Origin of the sequence: Bacillus sp. EB01, from assembly GCF_000613125.1 — a bacterium.
Classification (GTDB): domain Bacteria; phylum Bacillota; class Bacilli; order Bacillales; family Cytobacillaceae; genus Bacillus_D.
On sequence record NZ_HG964497.1, the window covers coordinates 1,195,791 to 1,218,642 of the forward strand.

Here is a 22,852-nt window from a genome sequence, read left to right on the forward strand (position 1 = left end):
ATAAATGGAAAGGTCTTCATAGTTTACTTGATTAAAGTATTCGGTCTTCTTCGGTTTCCCCGGTACGGCGATTACCTCCTGTACGCCTGGTGCGCAGCAGGCCTTGGCTTCAAGAATTTTAACAGTCAGTTCTCTTCCCTTCGCCTCAATCCATCGTTTCGACTCTTTATCCATTAGTATTTGCAACTGGGTCGCCCCCTTTTCTTTCTTTTATCTTTATTATATATGGCTGCACCTTACGGAAGAAGTTTTGTGCTCGGAATCCTAGACTTATTGATGTTGTATGAAAAAAAGTTACACTAAAATAAGCCAAATCCGGATAAATATCTGCCCAATTTCAAAGGTTTTTTCAACACAATGTACCGGATAATAGTATAGTAAAATGGTAGATACTGTTTTTTGAACAGGATGTGCTGCTCTATGGCCAACCAACCCCCCGACCTTCAAGAGGAACAGAAGCTGTTTTTGAGCATAGCCCTTGGTGGTAATCCCTTCTTGCACCAGCAGATTGACGAAACCTATCGGACCAAGGAATGGGATTATTATGAAGCGTATCTTCGAAGCGGGCTGAAAGGAAACCCGCTGTTTTCCATGTATTCCACCAAGAATGAAGAGAAAATTAGGCAGGTTGTGGGGATTGTGGAGTGGTGTACCGAGCACGGGAAATATGCCCAGCTCGATTCCCTGATTAAAAAAGGCTACAAATTTGCCTGGTTATTCGTACAGCGGAACGAACAAATAGACTTCGAACAATTCATACGAGCCTATGCAAAACGGCAAAAGTACAGGACGATTAAAGAAATTGAATTGTTTTACCAAAATATTGTCCTTTGGTACTTATGCAGCAGGGAGGACAAGCCAATCCAGAAGCTTTCGGTTACATGGGAATCGTTCCAGGACATGCTGCATTCCTCCTTGCGCGAAGCTAAAGTAGGGGAATTGAATTTCTCTGATCAGCATATTGAGGATTATCGTGAGGAAATTGGCTCCTTGTATGAGGCATATAGGATACCAGAGAATCCAGAATTCGACTCCCTCGGTTCCTTTCTTGAGTACATGCTTGGGATAAGCCTTCGAAAAGTATACGAGCAGGATATGCAGTTTGATTCGGAAGCTGCCCATCAGAAAATGTTCCAGCTATCACCGGGGAAGTACATCGGTGCAATGGGAGGATGGCTAAAGGCAATTGGTATAAACGAACTCGATGCCACAGAACAAGTTCCGTTTACAAAGAAGGATCTTGACCGCGCACTTCTAGAGCTCCTTTATGCTAAAAAATACAATGAAATTTCAGCGGAAGAACAGGATTTGTTTTTCATCGCAAGCCTGTACTTGAGCTGCATTGCGTCATTATATAAAGAAGCAAAGCAGTTTTTCCTGGATGAGTCGAAGCAGGAGCATTATGTTGAATTGAAATCGAAAGAGGCAGCCATCCTTCAACAGGAAGCCGTACAGCTAAAGAAGGAACGGGAGTGGCAGCTTTCAAGAAAGAGCTTAGAAAATGAACGCACATGCCTTGAAAATGAACTTCGTGAGGCTAGAATGAGAATACGGCAGTTGGAGCAGAGACTTGAAAGCATGGAGGATTACAGTGATGAGGTCCATGCTTTAAGGGATTTTGTTTACATGGAGGAAGACCCTGACTGCCTTCTAGAAAAAGCTCCATCTCTTGAAGCTATGGCAGACCTGATTGCTTCTAAACGAGTTATCATTTTCGGCGGAAGCCAAAACTGGCAGCAGAAAATTAGAACTGTCTTATCATCTATTGAGTTTTTTGACATCGACTTAAAAAGCAGGAGTTTATCAAAAATCAAGCGTGCCGATGCCATCTTTATCAATACTTCGGTTCTATCGCATGCTTTCTACAATAGGATTATGAAAGAACTAAGAGGAACAGGAATTCGGGTTTATTATTTAAAAGGCCAGTCAAATGTCGAAAAAACGGTGCTTGAGATATACAAGTGGCTTAGTTGACTCTATTAACAGCAGCAGCAGCCTGGACATGAGGTCCGGGCTGCTTTTTCCAAGAGAAGTTAGGTTGTCCGGGCGAACTTTATGCCTTTTTCCTTCATCAAATGCTGGAGAGCGGCCTTAAAAGTAGAAAAGGTTTGAAGCGTGTGAATAAATCCTAGCTTTGAGAGGACCAATTCCTGGGCAAACTGCGGAGTAATTCCGACGATGGCCACCTGCACGCCTATCAGGTTCAGAGATGTGACCAGGTTCATCAAGTAGTGGCCGAGAACACTCAAATCCCCAAGTTCCTTCACGCTAATCGCAGTAAAGTCAAGAACTGCGGTGTCGATTTCCTCGTTGCTTGCATGGCGCAGTATCTCCGGTGTAATCAAATCGAACAGGGCGGGGGATGCTTCACCCGCAATTGGAATTAAGATAACTCCGGGTATAATGGAAGGGATGATCGGCACAGAAACATTGCGGACAAGATTTTCAAGCTCAAGAATTCGATTCTCAAGCTGCTGGTTTTTTTCCATTAGTAACTTCAATTCAGGTTGTTCAGTCATAGTAACCTCACAAAACAGTTTTTAAGTATACTATCAGTATATTTTTAATTATACGAAAAGGAAAGTTATTGGTCTTATTTCCCAATGGAGGAATTTAATTTGGAGGCTTTGTTGCATGGAATGTTGCTGGCTTTTGGCCTGATTTTGCCGCTTGGAGTACAAAATGTGTTTATTTTTAATCAAGGTGCCGTTCAAAGCCGCTATAAAGGAGCGCTTCCGGCCATCTTAACCGCGGCCATTTGCGATACGATACTGATTCTCCTTGCAGTTGGCGGGGTATCGGTGATCATCTTAAGATTTAGCTGGATCCAGAATTTGTTTTTTACGGTTGGCTGCTTATTCCTGTTTTATATGGGCTGGACGTTATGGAGAACGAATGTCTCACCTGGAAAAAAAGAAAAAGCCACGGTAATGTCTGCTAAAAGGCAGGTTGCCTTTGCTGCTTCGGTCTCTCTTCTTAACCCGCACGCCATTATGGATACAATTGGTGTTATTGGAACAACATCTGCCATTTATCCTGGATTTGAGAAAGGCTTGTTTGCCATGGGATGTGTGGCTGTCTCGTGGTTGTGGTTCTTTGGGCTGGCCTTTGCCGGAAGGAAGACTGGGCAGCTTGATACTGACGGCATTCTTTTGAAAAAACTAAACCGGGTTTCCGCATTTATTATTTGGGCACTGGCGCTTTATATGGCCTATCAGGTGTTAACCAGCTTTTAATGATATTTCCCAAATCCCACTGCTTACATTTCCTTTTTCGCTGCTAGTTTAAGGAATTGGTGAATAAGGTAAAGTAGGAATGGAAAAACAATACTAAGGATCATGATAGCTAGTATTGTGGGAAGGGTTGGATTCCTTGAAAAGATGGGGTTATTTGTTTGCGGCCTTGAACTTCTTTGATGGATTATGTACTTATGCAGGCCTGAAGTTGAATTTAATTGAGGAAGGTAATCCAGTACTTGCCTGGATGCCCCCTGAAGGCATTTTGGGGTTGAAAGCCCTTTTGAGTCTGGCGCTTCTATATATTCTCTATAAGGTTGAATTGAAGAAACCAGTTTTCAAATATTCATTGATAACAGGTAATAGCATTTACTCATTATTGGCTGTCCTTCACCTGTACTGGATCGGCATCGTGAACATGTCTTGAAAAACTTAGCCCATGGTGTGGGTTAAGTTTTTTGCTCTATGAAGGAAAAGAGCATCATTGAACCGAACTAATAAATATGTTGTAAAAAAATAAAAATTAGGGAGAACATCATGAGTAGAAGAGTATTTGAAGCAAAGGGAGCAAAATCAGTCGGGCCGTACTCCCATGCTGTTGAAGCTGGAGAGTTGGTATTTCTTTCGGGTCAGACCCCAGTCAATGCTGAAACAGGAGAGTTAGTAAAGGGTGGAATCAAGGAACAGACAGCACAATGCTTTAAGAACTTGTTCGCTGTTCTTGAGGCTTCAGGTCTTACCCCTGACGATGTTATGAAAGTTAATGTGTTTTTGACAGATATGAAGAACTTCGCTGATATGAATGAAGTGTATGCTGCCCGTTTTTCAGAACCCTTCCCAGCAAGGACAACTGTTGCAGTCCTTGGGTTACCGCTTGGGGCTGAGGTCGAAATAGAAATGATAGCCAAAAGGCCTTAAAGAAATACACATATTCACACATCAAAAGGGAGGACAACACTTGGGCTATTACTATCTGGCATTTGCAATTGTGGCTGAACTGATTGGAACATCACTAATCAAAGCGTCCGCAGGATTTTCAAAGCTGTTGCCCACGATTGGAGTCCTTGCGAGCTTTTTCATTGCTTTCTACTTTCTGTCACTTAGCCTTAAAACGATTCCGCTGAATATAGCCTACGCACTTTGGTCAGGGCTTGGGACAGTCGCAACTGTGATCATTTCTGTCTTACTTTGGAAAGAGAAGGTTACTCCTGGGAGTATAATCGGAATTGCTTTAATTGTTCTTGGTGTTGCAGTCCTCCAATTTTTCGGGCCAGGGCAGGGACAAGCGGTAGATTGATAGAGTTGTGGCCTTAAAGGATTACTTACCTCCATATTCGGGTACAAGAGAGTACAGACCTTATAGGAGGTGCCACCATGAAGATTGAAGTGAAATGTGATGTGGAAAACTGCAAATATTGGGCAGAAGGGGACCAATGCGTTGCCGACTCGATTATGGTTATCGCCCATCATGACAATGAAGCTGCAAACGTAATGGAAACCGCCTGCAAAACGTTTGAACATCGGGAATAACCGTTAATGTGATGAAGGTAAGATGGCCGCCGGGACAAATATCCCAGGCGGCTTTTTTTATGGTGAAAATTTGCCTAGAAGAGATAACATAAGACAATTCATGGTAAGAATTGAATCACCGGCACTTTCTATTTAGAAAACAAGTGTTATTCTGTTTCTATAACTTAACCGAAGGGATAAAACATGAAGAAAATTGAATTAGCCGAAGGATCATATGACGATCTGGAACATATATATGAATTAGCAAAAGAGGACTTTGCTCCGGAGGAATTAAAATCCTACAGGCAGTTACATGCTCTAATGGAAAATCAAAGATATAAGCTTATACTTGCAAAAACGATTGAGTCCGGAGAGATAGTTGGCTATGCTTTTGTTTACAATCTCCCATCACTAAACGCCAGTTGGCTGGACTACCTGGCCATTACGAAAGAATTCCGTCAGGGAGGGTACGGCAGTATTTTTCTAGACATGCTCTCCAAATCTCATGTGGAGGGCTATCTTGGTTTGTTTATAGAGGTGGAGATTCCTTAGGAAACTGAAGGTGCAGCTAGGCAAGAACAAGTCAGCCGTATTCGGTTCTATGAAAAAAATGGCGCAATTCGCTTGAAGGTTGATTATAAACTTCCTACAGAAACTGGAGCGATTCCAATGTACCTTTATTTTAAACCATCAGAAGCGGAACCCGTCCCAACAAAAGAGCAAATTAAGAAAGGGATTTTCTCCGCTTTTGAGTTCATCCATTCGGATCATCCACATCGAGCAAAAGTACTTGAAGCCATCATGCCTTCTATAATATAAATAGGAAGAATCTTGAATTACGACCAGTGTAAATTCAGGCAGGATAGAAGACCATTTCATACAACGGGTATATAATCATATTGTTAATAGTAAAAACTAGTGTTTAAAGCAGTAATACGAGGAGCGTATGTATGAAAATAGAAGTTTGGTCAGATTTCGTATGTCCATTCTGCTACATCGGGAAAAGGCGGCTGGAGGCTGCACTGGAACAGTTTGCACACAGCGATAAGATTACCATAGAACATAAAAGTTACCAATTGGATCCAAACGCAAGACATATCCCGGGAAAGAACTTTTATGAAACATTTTCAGAGCTGAAGGGACTGCCGCTCAATCAAACAATTGCAATGAATCAGCAGGTAGCCCAGCAGGCCAAAACAGTTGGTTTGAATTATAAATTCGACACAATGAAATATACAAATACATTTGATGCTCAGCGGATAGCTAAGCTTGCAGAACAAAAAGGAAAGGGTATAGAAGTTACCGAGCGTTTTCTGCATGCATATTTTACGGAGTCAAGGCTACTCAGCGATCATGAGACGCTTATTGAATTAGCTATCGAATCGGGGCTTGAAAGATCCGAGGTTGAGGAGGTCCTGAGTACGAATCGTTTTGCTAAGGATGTGCGCAACGATATAGATGAGGCTCGGCAAATTGGGGTAAGGGGGGTACCGTTTTTTGTATTAAACGACAAATATGCGTTATCCGGTGCCCAGCCTGCGGAAGTATTATTGCAGGCACTTGAAAAGGTATGGGAAGAAGAGAAAGACAGACCCGTCCAAAAAATCCACGGCACAAGTTCAGGAACGGACTTTTGCGTCGATGGGTGCTGCGAAGTTAACGAGAAGGAATGATCACCCCGGCAGAATAAAACCTTTGCCGGGATTTTTTATTGAAGGAAATCAAATTACCGAACCCTGCTTGGCTTGAAGGTTTTTTCAGAAGGTGATACCATCGGAGAAAGGGATGGGTGTTCGTCCCAAAGGAGCGATTGTATGGCGAGGGACCGTAAATTTTCCACAGATGAATTGTTTCGTGAGACACAAAGGCTGTTGCTCGAGCATGGCTATGAAGGGTTTACCTTTAGCATATTGGCTGAAGCCCTGAATGTGTCAAGGGGGACCTTATATAAGTATTATGAGAACCGGGAAGAATTGATTACCGAATTCATGCTATATGAAATGAACCAGTTTCTTTTCGAAGTAGAGGAGATTCATTCTATTGAAGGATTTTTGCCCCAATTGGATTTCCTGTTAAATCTAATGTTCAAGAATCCCGAGTTGAAACAGTTAATTGAAATTGGCCAGCAAGTCCCGGCGGTTATTAATGAGAAGGTGAGGCAAAACAAAGCGCAGCTGGAAAAGCTCCATCTCAAAATGTATGACAGCCTTCAAGCCTTTATTGAGACAGGGCGACAAGAAGGGATGCTTAAGCCCGGGCTGCCTGATGCTTTAATTCTTGGTTATATCTTTCAATCTGTTTCAATCCCGAACCATTTTGGGATTCCTCAGGATGAGTGGATAGCAGGCATCGGTAAACTAATTTGCTATGGAATGGTAAAAAATAATTAATTGACACTGCTGTTACTTTAAAGGATAATTTCTTTGTGACAGAGGTGTCATTTATTTTTTTATCAAAGTGACAGATGTGTCACTATAAAGGGCGAAAAGAAAGGAAGTGGGGAATTGACAACATTCCTGCAGACCATAACAGACCGGGTGACGACGAAAAAGGGAATGTGGATTACACTGGCTGTCTGGCTTGTCGCCACTATGGCATTGGCGGTTTTTGCACCGGGAGCGAAAGAATATGAGGTTACCAGTATCGATTCCCTCCCGAAAGACGCTCAATCTGTACTAGCTCAAAGTAAGGTGGATGATTATTTTTCAGATAATGCAGGGATACCTCCAATATTGGTGTTTCAGTCCGGCCAAGGTGATATTGAAATTGCAGATCTTGCTAAGGTAATGGATGAAATTTCAGTAGCAGAAATTAACGGTGTTGACGAAGTGATTCCTTTGTCCGCGTTACCTCCACAGGCAGCGGCTGGATTTTTATCAGAGGATAAATCAACCGCGGTAATCCCCCTGATACTTGATGCTTCACTTGATAATAAGGAAATCAAAGAGTCCAAGGAGAAGATCAAGGAGGTTGCTGGTGATGCCTCCAACTTAAATTTGTATATTACCGGCCCGGCAGGAATCGCTTCCGACTCGCTGGACTTATTTTCTCGTGCGGATGTAGTATTAATCCTGTCGACCGTTGGACTAATTCTTGTTTTACTTATCGTCATTTACCGGTCGCCACTATTGGCACTCATTCCTCTGCTGGCAGCTGCATTTGTATATGAAGCGGTCATGCAGGTTCTTGGTTTGATGGGAATGGTAGGTTTGGAAATAGGCAATCAGACGTTGTCAATCATGTCGATCCTGTTGTTTGCTGCCGTTATTGATTACTCTCTATTTGTATTCTCCCGATACCGTGAAGAACTAAAGCAACATGAAGATAAATTCGAGGCAATGAGTCTGGCTATGCGGGAAACAGGTATGCCGGTATTTTTCTCTGGAGGTACGGTTCTTGCCGCGATGCTTGTCCTGTTCTTTGCTCAATTTGGAGATTACCGCAATTTTGCACCAACATTCGCAACAGCTATGGCGATCATCATGATTGCATCGGTTACACTTGTTCCAGCTTTATTCACACTGTTTGGAAGAAAGTCTTTTTGGCCAAAGGTCCCTCATGTTGGAGATGAAAAAGTTAAGAACAATTCGATTTGGAGCAGGATTGGCCGCTTTGTAACCAGAAAGCCTGGTGTGGCGGTTGCATTGGTTTCAATCTTCCTCCTGTTGTCGGCAAGTAATATGTTCAATCTGAAATACGAGTTTAATACGATGAATTCCTTCCCTGAGGACATGCCGTCTCGCCAGGGCTATAATATCCTCGAAGAAAAATTTGAAAAAGGCGACCTTGCCCCGACAACTGTAATTTTTGAGGGCACGGAGGCGGTATCCGAAGAACAGCAGAAGGCACTTGCAGACGAACTGTCCGCTCAGACATTGGTAAGCAATGTCCGCCTTAACGGAACCGCGGAGGATGGCAAGGTCCTGAATTACCAGCTGACATTTGAGGATAGCCCCTACTCGGTTGAATCTATTAATGCGATGGAAGACATGATTACTGACAAGGATAAAATTGCCGATGCCAGCGGACTGGATGGTGATTTGTACTTTGCGGGTGAAACCGCGGGATCTGTTGATGACCGTGCAATCAATGACAGGGATTTACTTGTCATTGTCGCTCTCGAAACACTGCTCATTTTTATCATGCTGATTGTCCTGACTAAAACGATCAGAATGCCGATTTACATGATGGGCACAATCCTGGTCTCATTTTTGGCTGCGCTTGGGCTGGGGATGTTCCTGACGAATCTGTTCTTCGATATTGATACGATTTCAAACAGAGTTCCGCTATACTCGTTTGTATTCCTGGTTGCTCTTGGAATTGACTATAATATTATGCTGATTTCCCGCTTCCAGGAGGAAAGGAAAAAGCATAGCGTGAAAGAAGCAGTTGAAATTGCAGTAGCCAATACAGGAGGCGTCATTTCTTCGGCGGGAATTATTGTTGCCGCAACATTTGCTGTCCTAATGACCCAGCCAATCCAGCTGCTGTTCGTGTTCGGTTTCATCGTCGCGGTCGGCATCCTTCTCGATACGTTCCTAATCAGAGGCATATTGCTGCCGGGGCTAATAGTATTTTTTGAAAAAGATAAAGCAGTAAAGCAAGAAGCATAGTTGGAATGAAGAGGGTGTCCCGTTGTGGGATGCCCTATTTTGGGGGAGGCAGCAGCAGGTTTTTCGACTTTTTCTGCAGGGACTTTTTTGGCTAAGCCCAGAAGACTCAACCTATTGAAGAAATTTAATCAAACGTTTGATTAAAATGCTTCATGTCGAAAAGGAGCTAACTTTGTGGTGAAGAACGATCCGAATAGTGGTTTTATATTAGACGGCCGTACGCCAGGGGCTGGGGCTGTAAAGATACTTTAATGGGAAATCACCCAATCTATGAAAAGTATGGGAAGTGAATGTTAGTGGCAATCATGTCAATTTTAATAGTTTTCTTGGATTCTCCTGATAAAAAAGGAACACTCCAACCAGTTGGAAAGTGTTCCTTTTCCGATGTTTTTTAAGATGTCACTTTTCTATACTTCCCTAAAAAGGATTTTACAAAATCATCATCATTTAAGTGAGGATAATCTCTGTAGACTCGATTAATTTCTTCTGATTGGCCAGGGCTCAATTTCTCTTTTTCAAGCAGGCACCAGTTTCCTTTTAGCAATCCCTGTCTGGCCAGCACTTCATTAATGCCGGCAATACAACCTTTAAATCCATTGGCTGAATCGAAAAAAGCTGCATTTGCATCTGTGACCTCCTGGGCTGTAATCAAAAGGGAAGAGGGGAGGATATGCCCGTTTCGGACATGCTTAATTTCTTCAAACAATTCAACAGCTTTTTTAGTCCAAACGGCCCAGTGGCCCAGCAAGCCGCCGATGATAGGTTTTTCAATCAACCTTCCGTTTACGTTAAAGCGATACGTTGTAAGCAGATCAGCCACAATATTGTCGTCATTGCCGGTGTAGAGGGCGATTTCGTCATATCGTGATGAATAGCAGACAGCCCTGACAACATCTAATGTTTGATATCGGTTAAAGGGTGCCATTTTGATTCCATAAACATTCGGAATTTCTGCAAATTCCCTCCAGAAATCAAAGCTAAAAACTCGCCCTCCAACAGTAGGCTGGAGATAGAAGCCGAATACTGGAATGATTTCGGCAACCCGCCTTGTCCTTTCAAGCAGTTCAGCCTCTGTCATCGACGTCAATCCGCCGTTGCTCAGCAGCCCTAAATCATACCCCAGGCCACTCGCAGTACGTGCTTCCTCTATTGCCTGCTCAGTCGGTCCGCAAATTCCAGCAACTTTGATAAACGGGCGGTTGAGCTTTTTCTTATCTATTTCTTCAATTGCAAGGCGCAGTACTTTTTCAAAAAGATTGAATTGCGGATCCCGAATCTCGAATTGTGTTGTATGTACGCCGACTGCAATGCCTCCGGCGCCAGCATCCATATAGTAGTTTGTCAGCCTTCGCTGTGCTTCTTCATCTAATTGCCTGTTGTTATCAAGCGCCAAAGGTTGGGCGGGGATGACGGTTCCGTCAAATAATAACGATTTAATTTCTTTTTTTAACATATTAATAAGCACCTTGGCGTTCCTGGAAATGGGTCGGTTTATTTATAGTAACGCCACCACCGGCAACCCACTCGGCTGTCCACGCGATCATTTGATTCAAAGAAACCCTCGGGTAGCCAAAAAGTTTATGGGCCTTTCCAGAGTTGTTAAGCAAGGCGGTAGGCTGTTCTTCATTGGCAAAAGAAACCTCTTTGTTAAAAGCCTTTCCAAATTGTTCCGCCAGCCAGCGCACTGAAATTGTTTCAGGCCCGGTTGCATTCAGGATTTCTGGAGGTGTATTTGCCAAAAGAAGCGACCTGATTGCGTATTCGTTGGCATCTCCCTGCCAGATTACATTCACGTGACCCATTGTCAAATCGACGGTTTTTCCTGCAAATACCTGACGGGCGATTTCCAATAGGACACCGTAGCGCATATCGATTGCATAATTTAATCGAAAGATCGTTAAAGGGGTTTGGTTTTTGACTGAGAAATTAGTGAAAATTCTTTCCCTTCCCAAGCAAGATTGTGCATACTCCCCGATTGGGTTGACTGAGTGATTCTCATCGCAGCCGCCTGTTGCAACTGGAACAAGGGGGTACACGTTTCCTGTTGAGAATACGACGATACGTGATTGCTTAAATTTTACAGCGACCCTGCCGGGCAGGTAAGCATTCATGGCCCATGTATTATGTTCATTGCCCTTCGTACCAAATTTGGTTCCAGCCATATAAATGATATTTTTTACATCAGGCAGGCCCATAAGCTGCTGATCATCGAGTAAATCGGCAGCAATTGTTTCAACGCCAGCTTGCTCAAGCTCACTTTGGAGGGTTCCGGACGAGAACCTTGAAACGCCGATTACCCTTTTTGAAATAGCGCCTTCCCTTAGTGCGCGGACTGCCATTTTGGCTAAAGTAGGCCCCATTTTACCCGCAACCCCAAGAATCATAATGTCGCCATCCAGCTTTTTGAGATCCTCGATTAACTCATTGCTAGGAATCGTCATAATCTCTTCAACTTGTTCAATTGTTTTCAAACCAGCCACCTCTATTTCATTTGTTAGTAATAAAACTGCCTATTGCCAACCTTTGACGGTAGAAACAACAACCGTGAGCTTGTTTCTATTTAGAGAATCCATAGGATTCGGCTGACCGTGGCGAGCAAACTGAACTTTCTTCTTGTCACCAACGGACCTTCTTGACGACCGTAAGAGCAAACCTAAACGAGGTGAGAACACCTACAAGTTTTCATGACTCCAAAGGGTGAGCAAATGATGCTTTTGTGTTAAGCGTGATTATGTTCATAAGGCAAAAGTCCTGTTCTTTCCAATCGTTCAAAAAATAATTGATTTTTCAAACAATCGGGATTAACTTTAATATAAATACAAGTAACATACATGTATTTTAACTTACTATTCTAAAAAATGGGAGGGATTTTTAAAAAAGTTTTATAAATTTAAATGATTGGGGTGGGAGCATGATCAAGAAAAGAAGTTTTATTGTTTTAGTGTGCTGCATCTTGTTTTTGCAGCTTGGTTATCCAATTACACAAAAGTTTGTATCCGCACAGGGAAATGAAACCGAATTGAAAATCGTAAATCCGGGGTTTGAAGAACTAGCAGAAAATGGAGTAATACCAGGCTGGAAGCAGAATTTTGGGACGGTCGGCGTTACGGTTGCCTCGCATGAGCATGCATCAGGCAAACAGAGCCTTGAAATAAAGGATAGTGATAAAGGAAACTACGGCTTGATCAGTGAGAATGTATCAGTCAACCCAGGTTGGGAGTATCGTGCTTCTGCAAAACATAAGAATACCGGAGGGTCAGGGGAAATTTATATTCGTTTTTTTGACGAGACCGGTAAATATATTACCGGTTTTAATCAAGCAGTGAGAGGGCCTGTTCTTGAATGGAAGGAAATCAGTGTTACAGCAACCGCTCCTAATAATGCAGCTTCGGCAGCGATTTTGTTCTATTCGGGCCAAGCCAATACCGGGACTTATTATTTTGATGATGCCAGCCTGACTGAAATCAAGCCAATTTTGCCAATTGAAAAGGTTGGCGAGGATTTAGGTATCCAGGTCTCCAAGACGACTGTCATGCTTGGCGATATTGGCAAGGATGCAAACGGGCGGGATGTTTTATATACCGTTGTTGCAGGTGCACCTGCCAAGTTTGCGATTGTGGACGTTGAAACAGAGCAGCTTATCAAAAGCTATCCACTCGAGGACACTTCAGGTGCTTGGGGAGTTAAGGTTGCTGCGGATGGAAGCGTTTACTTAGGCGGCTATAACAAAGGCTATCTCTTCCGCTATATACCAGAAACCGATACATTAGTAAACCTTGGCCATCCAGTAAAATCGACGGATGCGGTCCTGTACCCAATGGATACAGCCAGTGACGGGACGATTTACGGAGGCGCATATAGCTCTGGAAGTGTATATCAGTACGATCCCTCAACAAACCAATTTACGAACTTTGGAACATTGGCAGAAGGTCAAGGCTGGGTAAGGAGTACCGTCTATGATGAAAAGAACCACAAGTTTTATGCAGGTGTCGGCAATAAAGCGCATCTGATTGAGTTTGACATTGCGACCGGGGAAAAGCGCAATATCTTGCCGCCTCAATATTCGAATATTATTTCGGTATATGACATGAATTTAGTGGACGGAAAGCTGTTTGCTCAGAAAGAAAACACCTTTGAAATGTTTGTCCTTGATACGGCGACGGGCCAATTGGTCGAAGCAGTAAATGGGGATACGGGACAAAAAACCTTTGATATCCCTGAATCGTCACGAGGTACTTCGGGTAAATCCCCTGTGTCGAACAAAGTATATTATACTCACCTTGGGATTCTTCACGAGTATGACCTCGATACAAATACGTTCAAGTCACTTGGGGTTGATATTAAAGGAAGCGCAATCAGCTACAAGTTTTTGCAATTGGATGAAGATGGCTTCCCGGGTTATACCATGGTCGGGCTCTCGGGCAACAGCGGGAAAATGTATAAATATAACCTGGAGACCGGAAAATTGAAGCTTACTGATTTGGCACTGCCTTCTGAGCCGGTTTTAATCCATGATCTAAACAAAGGACCAGATGGAAAAATCTACAGTGCCGGGTATCTTCCTGGGAATATGGGCGCGTATGTTCCTACGACAGGGGAAAATATTCGATTCGATGGGATTGGCCAGAGTGAAGGGATGGCCAATCTGAATGGCAAAATGTATCTTGGAATCTATCCAAATGCCAAGTTTTATGAGTTTGATCCATTCAAAGAATGGAATCGGACCGATTCAAGTTCACTGAATCCTGATTTACTATTCAGCCTTGAAAAGAATACAGAAATACCTGGTTATACCCCTCAGGATCGGCCATTTGCCATGCTAGGCGTCTCCGAATATAATCAACTGTTTATAGGTACGGTACCGAAAAACGGAAATCTGGGCGGAGCGTTTGCAATATATGAACCAGGCAGCGAAAAGGCGCCAGAGGTATATTGGAACCTAATTCCGGACCAGAGTATCGTTTCCCTCGCCTATAAAAATGGCTTGGTATACGGCGGAACTACAGTTGCTGGCGGACAGGGATCAGTACCCACCACTACAGAAGCAAAGATTTTCGTATGGGATGTGGAAAAAAAGGAAAAAATCGCTGAATTCGTTCCTGTTCCCGGCAAGAGGGCTTTAACAGCTTTGACAGTCGGGCCGGACGGAAATGTTTGGGGAATGGCCGATGGAGTCCTGTTCTCACTTAATCCTGAGACAAACGAGATCATTTCCTCTCATCAACTGGACCCGAAAGCATCAAGCAACTGGCGAAATGCTTATTTGGAGATAGGCACAGACGGGAATTTTTATGGAATCATCAGTAGGAAGTTTTTTAAATTCGAGCCAGCAACCGGTGCATATGAATTTATTGCGGGCAATGTCGATCATATGGCACAGGATGACTTCGGTTCCTTCTACCTATCTAGCGGGATTAATCTGTTCAAGTATTCAGATGAATCGCTTCATGTAAAGCTTCAAGATGCGGAACTCATTGTTGAAGACCAGAAGCTGAGAGTTGGAGACAGCGTTCCGTTGAAAATGAAAGGACTCCTTGAAAAGGGAAGAAGTACATTGGAGCTTGCTGGTGCAACTGTGGAATACAAAATTGACAAGCCAAAAATGCTCTCGATTGAAAATGGCGTTTTAACTGCTTTAAAAAGCGGAAGGGTACTGATAACCGCAACGGTCAATCTGGACGGTGTGACGGTTGAAACAAAGCCTGTTGCAATCTGGATCAACAATGAAGGTGGGAATAAAGAAGAATAAAAATAATTGGTTTGTTTCAGCCCGGGGAGAGAATTACTTCCCCGGGCGTTTTATGCCGCTAAAATAGACCCGGGGGAGAGCGAGATATAATTCTTAATTGTCGAACAATTCATTGAAAGAAATTAAAAAGTATAATACTATAAAGGAAAATGAGATACATGTTACATACATGTATTTAGGGAGACGGTGAAATTAGTATGAGGATGGCCAATTTAGGTCTTCTTTTTGACCAGCAAGAAGCGGAAAAGCGATGGGCAGATGGGGAAAATGTATTTGAGGTTTATCTATTCGAGGTGTTTGACCATTTAAGAATTCCATATGAAAAAATCGATATTGAGGCCCCTTTTCATTCCTATGATGTGATAATTGAAGTTTTTTGCAGGGATCAAGGGGTGATAACTGAAAAACTATTATCTTATATACAATCAGGAGGGACACTTATTTCCTATGGAGGCTTGGATGGATTGAAAGAAAGTCTGGGCTTGGCGGCAGGTAGAAGAGTGGAAAAAGGATATGCACTTTTATCAGACCTGTTGTCAAAGGAAATGCCGCCGCTTCGTTTCCTCAATGCCCAAACCTGGGAAAATACTGCGGGCGTTTCGTCCATGTCGTCAAAAGGCATGTTAAGCACCACAAAAGACGCTCCGGGACAATTCGCTCAATCTGCATTCCAACGGATTGAATATGGTGATGGGAAAATCGAGCGCTGGTCCATTTCGGTTCCCAGGACTATCGTAGGATTTCAGCAAGGGACTGGCCCTGTTGAAAAAGATGGCATTCCTGCACCGGATGGAACGGCTAATTTGGATGAGGATTTATTAAAAGCGGATGATGGGTTCGAATTGGATTGGGTCATGGACCGGTCTATGACTGACACAGGAATGCCGTACTTTAACCTGCCGTATGCAGACCTCTGGAAGGAGGCAATCGTGGAGCATGTATTTGCATGTGCAGCAGAAAAAGGGATGACACTTCCATTTCTTGATTATTGGCCGGATGGTATCGAGCATATGGCGATGATTTCACATGATAGTGACCTCAACGTTGATGAATCTGCTTTGATTACGCTAGAGACATTGAAATCGGAAGGGGTCAATTCAACCTGGTGTATGATTGCTCCTGGATACAGCACGGCAATCTATGAAAAAATCAAAAATGAAGGCCATGAAATTGCCCTTCATTATAATGCGCTCGAGAAGGATGATGGAATCTGGTCGGAGGCTGAATTCATCTCACAATTGGACTGGGTCAAAAATTCGACGGAAACAAAGAAGATTGTATCCAATAAGAATCACTATACACTTTTTAAAGGTTGGGGTGAACTGTTCTCATGGTGCGAAAAGCATGGGATTCAGGCCGACCAGACAAGAGGGCCAAGCAAAAAGGGGAATATAGGCTTTCTGTTCGGCACAAGCCATCCTTATTTCCCGGTTGCCTGGGCGGATGAGAAAAACCGTTTTTATGATGTTGTGGAAATAGGGTTCCTGACACAGGATTTAAATCATAATACATTGGCTGATTCAAGTGTTATCCAACCATTCCTTGATGGTGTGAAACGTGTCAATGGCGTAGCCCATTTTCTATTCCATCAATTCCATATTTACAATCAGCCGCCTGTCAGGGAGGCACTTATTAAGTTGATTAAAACGGCCAAAAGCCAGGGATTTACGTTTTGGACGAGTGCAGAAATCAATAAATGGGAACGGGAAAGAAGAAAAGTATCCATAAAAGGAATTTCAGGCGAAATAGAGATTGACGGCCAAGTTGAACGGGACGGGCTTGTCTTGCTTATTCCTATTGAAGCCGACAAAGGCACCAAGCAATTACAGGGAGATACGGAATCTGTTACAAGATTTGGTTTCCAGTGCCGGAAAGTCAAGCCAGTATCATATGTCTTGTAAAAGGAGCGGAGCGAAATGATTAATACGGACACCCACTTGGCAATTAACGGGGGGCCAAAGGTAAAAACAACTCCATTTGGTACGGGAAAACGATTCGGGCTGGAGGAAGCCAGGGAATTACTGGAGGCACTGGAACAGAACACACTGTTTTATCACTTTGGAAACAAGGTTAAGCGCTTTCTCTCCGATTTTAATGATCTCTACAATGTTAAATACAGCGTCGCTGCCTCATCAGGGACAGCTGCCCTCCATATAGCACTTGGAGCTGCCGGAGTGACGGTGGGCGATGAGGTCATTACGAGCCCGATTACAGATCAAGGCACAATCATTGGGATACTCTATCAAAATGCTGTCCCGGTCTTTGCCGATTTGGATCCCCATAGCTACAATCTTACAGCTGAAAGCATTGAAAAACAGATTACGAAGAGAACCAAAGCAATCCTTGTAGTCCATCTGGCAGGGAACCCGTGCGAAATGGATTCAATAATGGAGGTTGCAAAAAAATATAATCTTAAGGTGATAGAAGATTGTGCCCAAAGCTATCTTACAACCTACAAAGGAAGACTCACTGGGACAATCGGCGATTATGGCTGTTTTAGCACAAACGATTTTAAGCATATCTCAACTGGGGATGGCGGCATTGTTACGGTAAACTCGGGAGACGAGAAAGATTATTACACCACACATGCTTTTGCGGATAAAAACTATCAACGGCATGGCAGTTCGGTTACAAAGGATTTGGAATACCTGGCACCGAATTACCGGATGACCGAGCTGCAGGGGGCTGTCGGCATAGCGCAGCTAAAGAAGCTCGATTGGATTTGCACAAGGAGGAATCAGCTTGGAGAGAAGCTGAATCAAGGGTTGAACGGATTAAAGGGCATAAATCCTATGAAAATAACCGAAGGCGGCTGGTGCAGCTATTGGTTTTATATGTTTACATTGAATTTGGATGAACTGACCTGCTCCAGAGAGGAGTTTTCCGAAGCCCTCGAAGCTGAAGGCATTCCAAATCAGGCCGGCTATATTCCAAAGGTTCTTTATGCTCAGGCTTTGTTTCAGAATCAACATGCCTATAAAAACAGCCATTTTCCTTTTGAGCAGGATTCTTATGATTATTCGCCAGGCAGCTGCCCTAACGCGGAACTTATCCTGGGGACTGCGATTCGCGTTAACCTTAATGAATTTTATACTGATGGGGACGTTGAGGAAATGATCGGGGCTATTCAAAAAGTTGCCGCTTATTATACCCGTTAAGAAGGGCAGGCCCCTTTTTCCGAGATTTATCACAGTTGAAAGGAGGAACGTCATTGGGAAGAAGCTCGCTATTTATGGACCACGGAATTCCGGTTCAGGCTGAAGAGGAAAGGACTGCCGCTTTTTGCATCAAGGAGGGCCAGACGAGGTTTGTCATAGCTGCGAAAGGATTTGCATTAATTGTAGACCCTGAAACTGGAGCTTCGAGGCAGGTTTTATTCCCGGATGGCAATAAAGAGTACCCTTATTCCTCTTTTAGTAGCAAAGGGCTTTTTTATACTGGTGCCGGAAATATGCTTTTGGTTCTTGACCCCTTTTTGGAGGAAGGTTTTGTTTTCTCTAAGGCTATTGATAATGGGGAAGAAATTGTTGGCCTCAGCTTTGCGGAAGACCGCCAAGGGTTTATTTACTTTACTTCTTACCCCCATTGCCATTTGCTGCGGTACAGCCCTGAAAGCAAGGAAATCGTGGATTACGGTTCCATGGACCCGGTTGAAAAATACGCGGGAAGCCTTGCGGTGGATGGGGAGGGATGGGTTTATATCGGGATAGGTACCGAGCATAAAGACATTGTCGCTTTCCATTCTGTAAAAGGCATAAAAAAAAGCCTCGTCCCCAAGTCCGAACGGAATAAAGGAGCCGGGTATGTTTACCTGGGTACGGACAATGCGGTTTACGGGCATTGGCAAGCCAATGATATGAGGGAAGTGAACCATTCTTCCAGGTGGCTAACATTCACGGAAGGTACTCACCAGGAAATAAGCGATACCGAGCTGCCTTCCTCCCATTTTTCCGGCAGTGGTTTCCAAAAAGTCCACAGGAATAATGAAGCGGAGCATAGGGTTCTCTCATATAGCCTTTCGGAGGGATATGCCGTTTTTCTGAATAAAGAAATTGGACTGTCAAAACGGAGAAAACTACTGTATCATTCGGACGGGACAGCTTTATCAACCTTGTATAGCAGTCCGGATGGGTATCTATACGGAACATCGATGCATCCACTGCAGTTATTTCGCTATGAATTCATAACTGGGGAGATTACTAATTACGGTGGCGAGGTCATTGAAGAAGGTGGAGGCGGAAACATACCAGCCTATGCCTCCCAGGGCGATTACATGATCGGCGTTGCCTATGCAGGTGGCAAGCTGTATAGCTTTGATTTGAAGCAGCCTATTGTGCAGGGGAAAAACCCAAGGCTTCTCCTTCGGACCGAGGATATTCACCGGCCGCGCTGTGCAATTTCTTTAAGGGACAATCAGCATATCGCATGGGGAGGATTCCCTGGTTACGGCATGGTTGGCGGCGGCCTTGGTATATACAATGTGGAAACACAAAAGAATATTGTTGTTACCCATGACCGGCTGGTTCCTAATCAAAGCACAATCAGCCTTGGCGAAATGAAAACGGGAGAGATACTGGGGGGAACAAGCATTGATACCCCTGGAGGAGCTAGAACATCTGAAAAAGAAGCCCGCTTGTATCTCTTTGATCGGAAGTTGCAAAAAGCGGCGGATAGTTTTGTCCCTATTGCAGGGGCACGTGAAATTGCCCAAATCTTTGTCGACCCGTTCGACAGAGCCCATTGCCTGACAGACAAAAGTCTTTACTTTGTCTGCAATCCATTTACCCAGGAAGTGCTATTTCAAAAGGATGTTTCCGATTGCGGTACTATAGTGCGGAATGGATTTGCGTTCGAGCGCTCCTCCAGCACTCTGTTTGTCCTGCTGAACAAGGCGGTTTTGTCTATCAGGATACAAGAAGGGGCTTTACTGGAACCGAATATTAACATGTCCTTACCCTTACATGCAACAAGTGGGATAGCCTTTTATGAAGGCAGGATTTTTTACGGAAGCGGCAGCCATCTCTGCAGCATATATGCCGAAATGGAGTAGCGGTTAGCCTTGTCCTTGAATGACTATAAAACCAATTGGAGATGAGAGTTTGTACTCCTTAGCAGAAATGGCCTCGTCCGGAGTTCCTCCCTTGCTCAAAAATGTCAGCACACTTGATCAATGGAAGAGAAAAAGAGAATCGATTTTAAACGTATGGCTGGAGTCCATCGGGGGAATCCCGCCACTTGTAGAAGTTGAAGTGGATATTGTTTCCTGGGTTATATTTGATGATCATTTGCTAATCAAAGTCCGTTATTCTTCCGTTCATGCCGACAGGGTTCCAGCTAATATACTAGTCCCTGTGGAAGGAGAACCTAGTCGTAAGTTGTTGGCCGAAGAGGATATAAAGCACTTGTTGTTTCATGGTGGGAATACTGGTGGAAATGCTTATCCGGCTGTACTTGCCCTTCATCCGACCAGTGAGGTTGGGAAGGATGATATCTCCCTCGCGTCTGGAAGGGATAATCGCATCTACGCACTAGAGCTTGTGAGAAGGGGCTATATTGTGCTGGCCCCTGATACGATTGCAGCAGGCGAACGGATTCTCCCGAATGAGAAACCGTTCCATACAGCGCCATTTTATAATCAGCACCCCGAATGGTCTGCTGTTGCAAAGATGATTTCCGATCATAGGCAAGGTATCTCTCTACTAGAAACTATAAATCTGGTAAATTCAGAGAAAATAGGCGCGATTGGGCATTCCTTGGGCGGTTATAACGCTTATTTTCTGGCCGGGATAGATTCAAGGATTAAGGCTGCTGTCTGCAGCTGCGGCTTCTCGACTTTTGCCGGTGATCCTGAAACCCATAGATGGGGAAAGCGGGATTGGTTTTCCCATATCCCAAGAATAAGCGAGTATATTAACAATGGAAAAGTCCCCTATGAATTTAATGAAATTGCTGCTCTGGCCGCACCAATTCCTCTATTTTTCTGGATGGGACAGAGCGACAAGATTTTCCCGCATTGGCAGCCGGCCGCCCAGGGGCTGGCTGATTTGGCTGCATTATACAGCTGGCTAGGCGAAGAGGGAAAATTTGTTTCATTAATCGGTAATTCAGGCCATGATTTCCCTCCTGAAATTAGAGAGCTTGCTTATTCTTTCCTTGATCACTGGCTGTATGCGAATGAGGATTAAGGCGGCAAGGAAAAGGGTTTTGCAAAACCTATATAACTCAACTAAAATAAGGGTTATCATGCTGTATGGGAGCTGTATATATGCTTAAAAGAAAAAGTGATTTTGAAGACCGATATAATAAATTTATCCACGAATTAAAGGAAGAAATTATTTCTGGTTTAATTAAACCAGGCGAGTTTATTCTTCCTGAAAATACATTAAGCAAAGAATATGACTTAAGCAGGGTTTCAATCCGAAAAGCTCTGGCTCAGCTCGTTGAGGAGGGCTTGATTGAAAAAATCCCGGGAAAGGGAAATCGGGTAACAATTCCCCATGATACCCAAAAGCAAACCCTCACGCTCGGCTGGTTTTCAGATTCATATGAAATAGAGATTATCGAGCAGATTATTGAGAGGTTTGAACAGCTGAATCCCTTTATAAAGGTTGATTTGCAGGTTATGCCAAATAGTCAATATATCTACAATTTAACCAAATCTATTGATATAGATAACGGCCCGGATGTTTTTATTGTTTCTGATTACCACTTTCGCCAGCTTGTAGAAACAGATCGGCTTGATATTATAGAACCTTTTCTACCTGATCACTTTGATCCGGAAAAGGATAGCTATAAAAAGGTCTTTGATATGTTCACCTATCAAAACAAAGTCCTCGTTACGCCTTTCGTATTTTCACCTGTCATGATCTGCTATAACAAAAAAATGTTTGACCAAGCAGGTGTTCCCGAAAACTTTACAATGGATACATGGAATCAACTGCTTGAAATTGCCCGCCAAAATACTAGGGACCTTGACGGGAACAATTTAATCGATCAATATGGCTTTTGTTTTTCTGCATCATCGAATCGGTGGCCTGTCTTCCTTTTACAAAATGAAGGACGATTTATGACTGATGACCGTTCAAAGTCAGTTATGAACAGCAAGGAAAATATTGAAGCACTCCAATATTGCGTTGATCTAATGTATAAGCATCAGGTATCCCCAATATTTTCACATGGCAGCAATGACCTTGCCGAAAATCTATTCATGCGGGAAAGGGCCGGGATGATCCTTACAACCTATTATTTTATGAACGAGTTCAGAGATCATAAAATTAAATGGGATATCCTGCCGCCGCCTAAAAACGCTAAACAAGGCACATTGCTCCTTGGCGGCGGGCTTGGAGTGAATGCCAATAGCACCATGAAGGAGGCTGCCCAGGCACTGATAAGCTATATGATCAGTACTGAAGCCCAAGCGATGCTTAAACAGAATGGCTGTACAATTCCTGTCCTCCGATTTGTAGCGGAAGATAATTATTTACTTCAGCCTGGAGTGCATCCCACTCACTACAATGCGTTTAAGGATATAATGCCCCATGCAGTGACAATGAGAGAATTAAATGTAACAATTAAGGAACTGGAACTTATTGAAAATGAACTTCACCTGCTTTGGGCCAATATGGAAACGCCCGAGGATTCATGCAAAAGAATTGATATGCTTCTGAATCAGGAAATGGCCATCTCTTAAGGCGCCTAGGGTCGAATAGTAAAAGGTTTTTCTTGTTGCTGGAACCGACCCTCGA

At 43.5% G+C, this 22,852-nt stretch carries 20 protein-coding genes; 16 read left to right on the forward strand and 4 right to left on the reverse strand.

Annotated features, from left to right (window positions below):
- Positions 1 to 186: hypothetical protein (locus TY16_RS26520; protein WP_052342606.1), on the reverse strand; the 186-nt coding region annotated here is incomplete at its 3' end.
- A 234-nt stretch (positions 187 to 420) separates the two neighbouring features.
- On the opposite strand from TY16_RS26520, the gene TY16_RS05475 reads away from it, so the two are divergent.
- Complete coding sequence (locus TY16_RS05475; protein WP_043930783.1) at positions 421 to 1,974, forward strand: hypothetical protein; 1,554 nt, start codon at positions 421 to 423, stop codon at positions 1,972 to 1,974.
- A 59-nt stretch (positions 1,975 to 2,033) separates the two neighbouring features.
- Here TY16_RS05475 and TY16_RS05480 read toward each other — a convergent pair whose 3' ends face one another.
- Positions 2,034 to 2,519, reverse strand: coding sequence for an STAS domain-containing protein (locus TY16_RS05480; RefSeq protein ID WP_052342607.1), 486 nt, complete (start codon positions 2,517 to 2,519; stop codon positions 2,034 to 2,036).
- A gap of 99 nt (positions 2,520 to 2,618) precedes the next feature.
- Between TY16_RS05480 and TY16_RS05485 the strand changes: the two genes are divergently transcribed.
- The 9 genes from TY16_RS05485 (at position 2,619) to TY16_RS05525 (ending at position 9,358) form a co-directional block, all read left to right on the forward strand.
- A complete protein-coding gene (locus TY16_RS05485; protein ID WP_043930784.1) occupies positions 2,619 to 3,236 on the forward strand; it encodes a LysE/ArgO family amino acid transporter in 618 nt (205 codons plus the stop codon).
- A 136-nt stretch (positions 3,237 to 3,372) separates the two neighbouring features.
- Positions 3,373 to 3,663, forward strand: coding sequence for a DUF5658 family protein (locus tag TY16_RS05490; protein WP_043930785.1), 291 nt, complete (start codon positions 3,373 to 3,375; stop codon positions 3,661 to 3,663).
- 110 nt (positions 3,664 to 3,773) lie between these two features.
- Positions 3,774 to 4,154 (forward strand): RidA family protein, encoded by a 381-nt coding sequence (locus TY16_RS05495; RefSeq protein WP_043930786.1) that lies wholly within the window; start codon positions 3,774 to 3,776, stop codon positions 4,152 to 4,154.
- Positions 4,155 to 4,194: 40 nt separating this feature from the next.
- Positions 4,195 to 4,533: a DMT family transporter gene (locus TY16_RS05500; RefSeq protein ID WP_043930787.1), complete on the forward strand. Its 339-nt coding sequence runs from the start codon at positions 4,195 to 4,197 to the stop codon at positions 4,531 to 4,533.
- A gap of 77 nt (positions 4,534 to 4,610) precedes the next feature.
- Positions 4,611 to 4,766: a DUF1540 domain-containing protein gene (locus tag TY16_RS25565; RefSeq protein ID WP_081772893.1), complete on the forward strand. Its 156-nt coding sequence runs from the start codon at positions 4,611 to 4,613 to the stop codon at positions 4,764 to 4,766.
- A gap of 183 nt (positions 4,767 to 4,949) precedes the next feature.
- On the forward strand, positions 4,950 to 5,297 hold the full coding sequence (locus TY16_RS05505) for a GNAT family N-acetyltransferase (protein WP_043930789.1): 348 nt from the start codon (positions 4,950 to 4,952) through the stop codon (positions 5,295 to 5,297).
- Between the two features lie 398 nt (positions 5,298 to 5,695).
- Positions 5,696 to 6,418 carry a DsbA family oxidoreductase gene (locus TY16_RS05515; protein ID WP_043930791.1) on the forward strand — a complete coding sequence of 241 codons (723 nt, stop codon included), beginning with the start codon at positions 5,696 to 5,698 and terminating at the stop codon, positions 6,416 to 6,418.
- A 141-nt stretch (positions 6,419 to 6,559) separates the two neighbouring features.
- Complete coding sequence (locus tag TY16_RS05520; protein WP_043930792.1) at positions 6,560 to 7,135, forward strand: TetR/AcrR family transcriptional regulator; 576 nt, start codon at positions 6,560 to 6,562, stop codon at positions 7,133 to 7,135.
- A 114-nt stretch (positions 7,136 to 7,249) separates the two neighbouring features.
- Positions 7,250 to 9,358: an MMPL family transporter gene (locus TY16_RS05525; RefSeq protein WP_155922151.1), complete on the forward strand. Its 2,109-nt coding sequence runs from the start codon at positions 7,250 to 7,252 to the stop codon at positions 9,356 to 9,358.
- Between the two features lie 391 nt (positions 9,359 to 9,749).
- On the opposite strand, the gene TY16_RS05530 is transcribed toward TY16_RS05525, so the two are convergent.
- Positions 9,750 to 10,811, reverse strand: coding sequence for a dihydrodipicolinate synthase family protein (locus TY16_RS05530; protein WP_043930793.1), 1,062 nt, complete (start codon positions 10,809 to 10,811; stop codon positions 9,750 to 9,752).
- 1 nt (position 10,812) lies between these two features.
- Positions 10,813 to 11,829, reverse strand: a complete 1,017-nt coding sequence (locus tag TY16_RS05535; protein ID WP_043930795.1) for an NAD-dependent epimerase/dehydratase family protein — start codon at positions 11,827 to 11,829, stop codon at positions 10,813 to 10,815.
- Between the two features lie 440 nt (positions 11,830 to 12,269).
- Between TY16_RS05535 and TY16_RS05540 the strand changes: the two genes are divergently transcribed.
- The 6 genes from TY16_RS05540 (at position 12,270) to TY16_RS05565 (ending at position 22,797) form a co-directional block, all read left to right on the forward strand.
- Entirely contained in the window at positions 12,270 to 15,107 is a 2,838-nt protein-coding gene (locus TY16_RS05540; protein ID WP_043930796.1) for a carbohydrate binding domain-containing protein, read from the forward strand.
- A 197-nt stretch (positions 15,108 to 15,304) separates the two neighbouring features.
- Positions 15,305 to 17,008: a hypothetical protein gene (locus tag TY16_RS05545; protein WP_043930797.1), complete on the forward strand. Its 1,704-nt coding sequence runs from the start codon at positions 15,305 to 15,307 to the stop codon at positions 17,006 to 17,008.
- Positions 17,009 to 17,023: 15 nt separating this feature from the next.
- Positions 17,024 to 18,265: a DegT/DnrJ/EryC1/StrS family aminotransferase gene (locus TY16_RS05550; RefSeq protein ID WP_043930798.1), complete on the forward strand. Its 1,242-nt coding sequence runs from the start codon at positions 17,024 to 17,026 to the stop codon at positions 18,263 to 18,265.
- A gap of 53 nt (positions 18,266 to 18,318) precedes the next feature.
- Positions 18,319 to 20,157, forward strand: a complete 1,839-nt coding sequence (locus TY16_RS05555; RefSeq protein WP_043930800.1) for a hypothetical protein — start codon at positions 18,319 to 18,321, stop codon at positions 20,155 to 20,157.
- Between the two features lie 49 nt (positions 20,158 to 20,206).
- On the forward strand, positions 20,207 to 21,292 hold the full coding sequence (locus TY16_RS05560) for an alpha/beta hydrolase family protein (RefSeq protein ID WP_052342609.1): 1,086 nt from the start codon (positions 20,207 to 20,209) through the stop codon (positions 21,290 to 21,292).
- A gap of 80 nt (positions 21,293 to 21,372) precedes the next feature.
- On the forward strand, positions 21,373 to 22,797 hold the full coding sequence (locus TY16_RS05565) for an extracellular solute-binding protein (protein ID WP_043930801.1): 1,425 nt from the start codon (positions 21,373 to 21,375) through the stop codon (positions 22,795 to 22,797).
- Positions 22,798 to 22,852 lie beyond the last annotated feature (55 nt).

What these genes read in the sequence shown, in the direction of transcription:
- TY16_RS05475 (WP_043930783.1), top strand. Translation starts at nt 421, where the DNA reads ATGGCCAACCAACCCCCCGACCTTCAAGAGGAACAGAAGCTGTTTTTG.
- TY16_RS05480 (WP_052342607.1), bottom strand. Translation starts at nt 2,519, where the DNA reads ATGACTGAACAACCTGAATTGAAGTTACTAATGGAAAAAAACCAGCAG.
- TY16_RS05495 (WP_043930786.1), top strand. Translation starts at nt 3,774, where the DNA reads ATGAGTAGAAGAGTATTTGAAGCAAAGGGAGCAAAATCAGTCGGGCCG.
- TY16_RS25565 (WP_081772893.1), top strand. Translation starts at nt 4,611, where the DNA reads ATGAAGATTGAAGTGAAATGTGATGTGGAAAACTGCAAATATTGGGCA.
- TY16_RS05505 (WP_043930789.1), top strand. Translation starts at nt 4,950, where the DNA reads ATGAAGAAAATTGAATTAGCCGAAGGATCATATGACGATCTGGAACAT.
- TY16_RS05515 (WP_043930791.1), top strand. Translation starts at nt 5,696, where the DNA reads ATGAAAATAGAAGTTTGGTCAGATTTCGTATGTCCATTCTGCTACATC.
- TY16_RS05520 (WP_043930792.1), top strand. Translation starts at nt 6,560, where the DNA reads ATGGCGAGGGACCGTAAATTTTCCACAGATGAATTGTTTCGTGAGACA.
- TY16_RS05530 (WP_043930793.1), bottom strand. Translation starts at nt 10,811, where the DNA reads ATGTTAAAAAAAGAAATTAAATCGTTATTATTTGACGGAACCGTCATC.
- TY16_RS05540 (WP_043930796.1), top strand. Translation starts at nt 12,270, where the DNA reads ATGATCAAGAAAAGAAGTTTTATTGTTTTAGTGTGCTGCATCTTGTTT.
- TY16_RS05545 (WP_043930797.1), top strand. Translation starts at nt 15,305, where the DNA reads ATGAGGATGGCCAATTTAGGTCTTCTTTTTGACCAGCAAGAAGCGGAA.
- TY16_RS05550 (WP_043930798.1), top strand. Translation starts at nt 17,024, where the DNA reads ATGATTAATACGGACACCCACTTGGCAATTAACGGGGGGCCAAAGGTA.
- TY16_RS05565 (WP_043930801.1), top strand. Translation starts at nt 21,373, where the DNA reads ATGCTTAAAAGAAAAAGTGATTTTGAAGACCGATATAATAAATTTATC.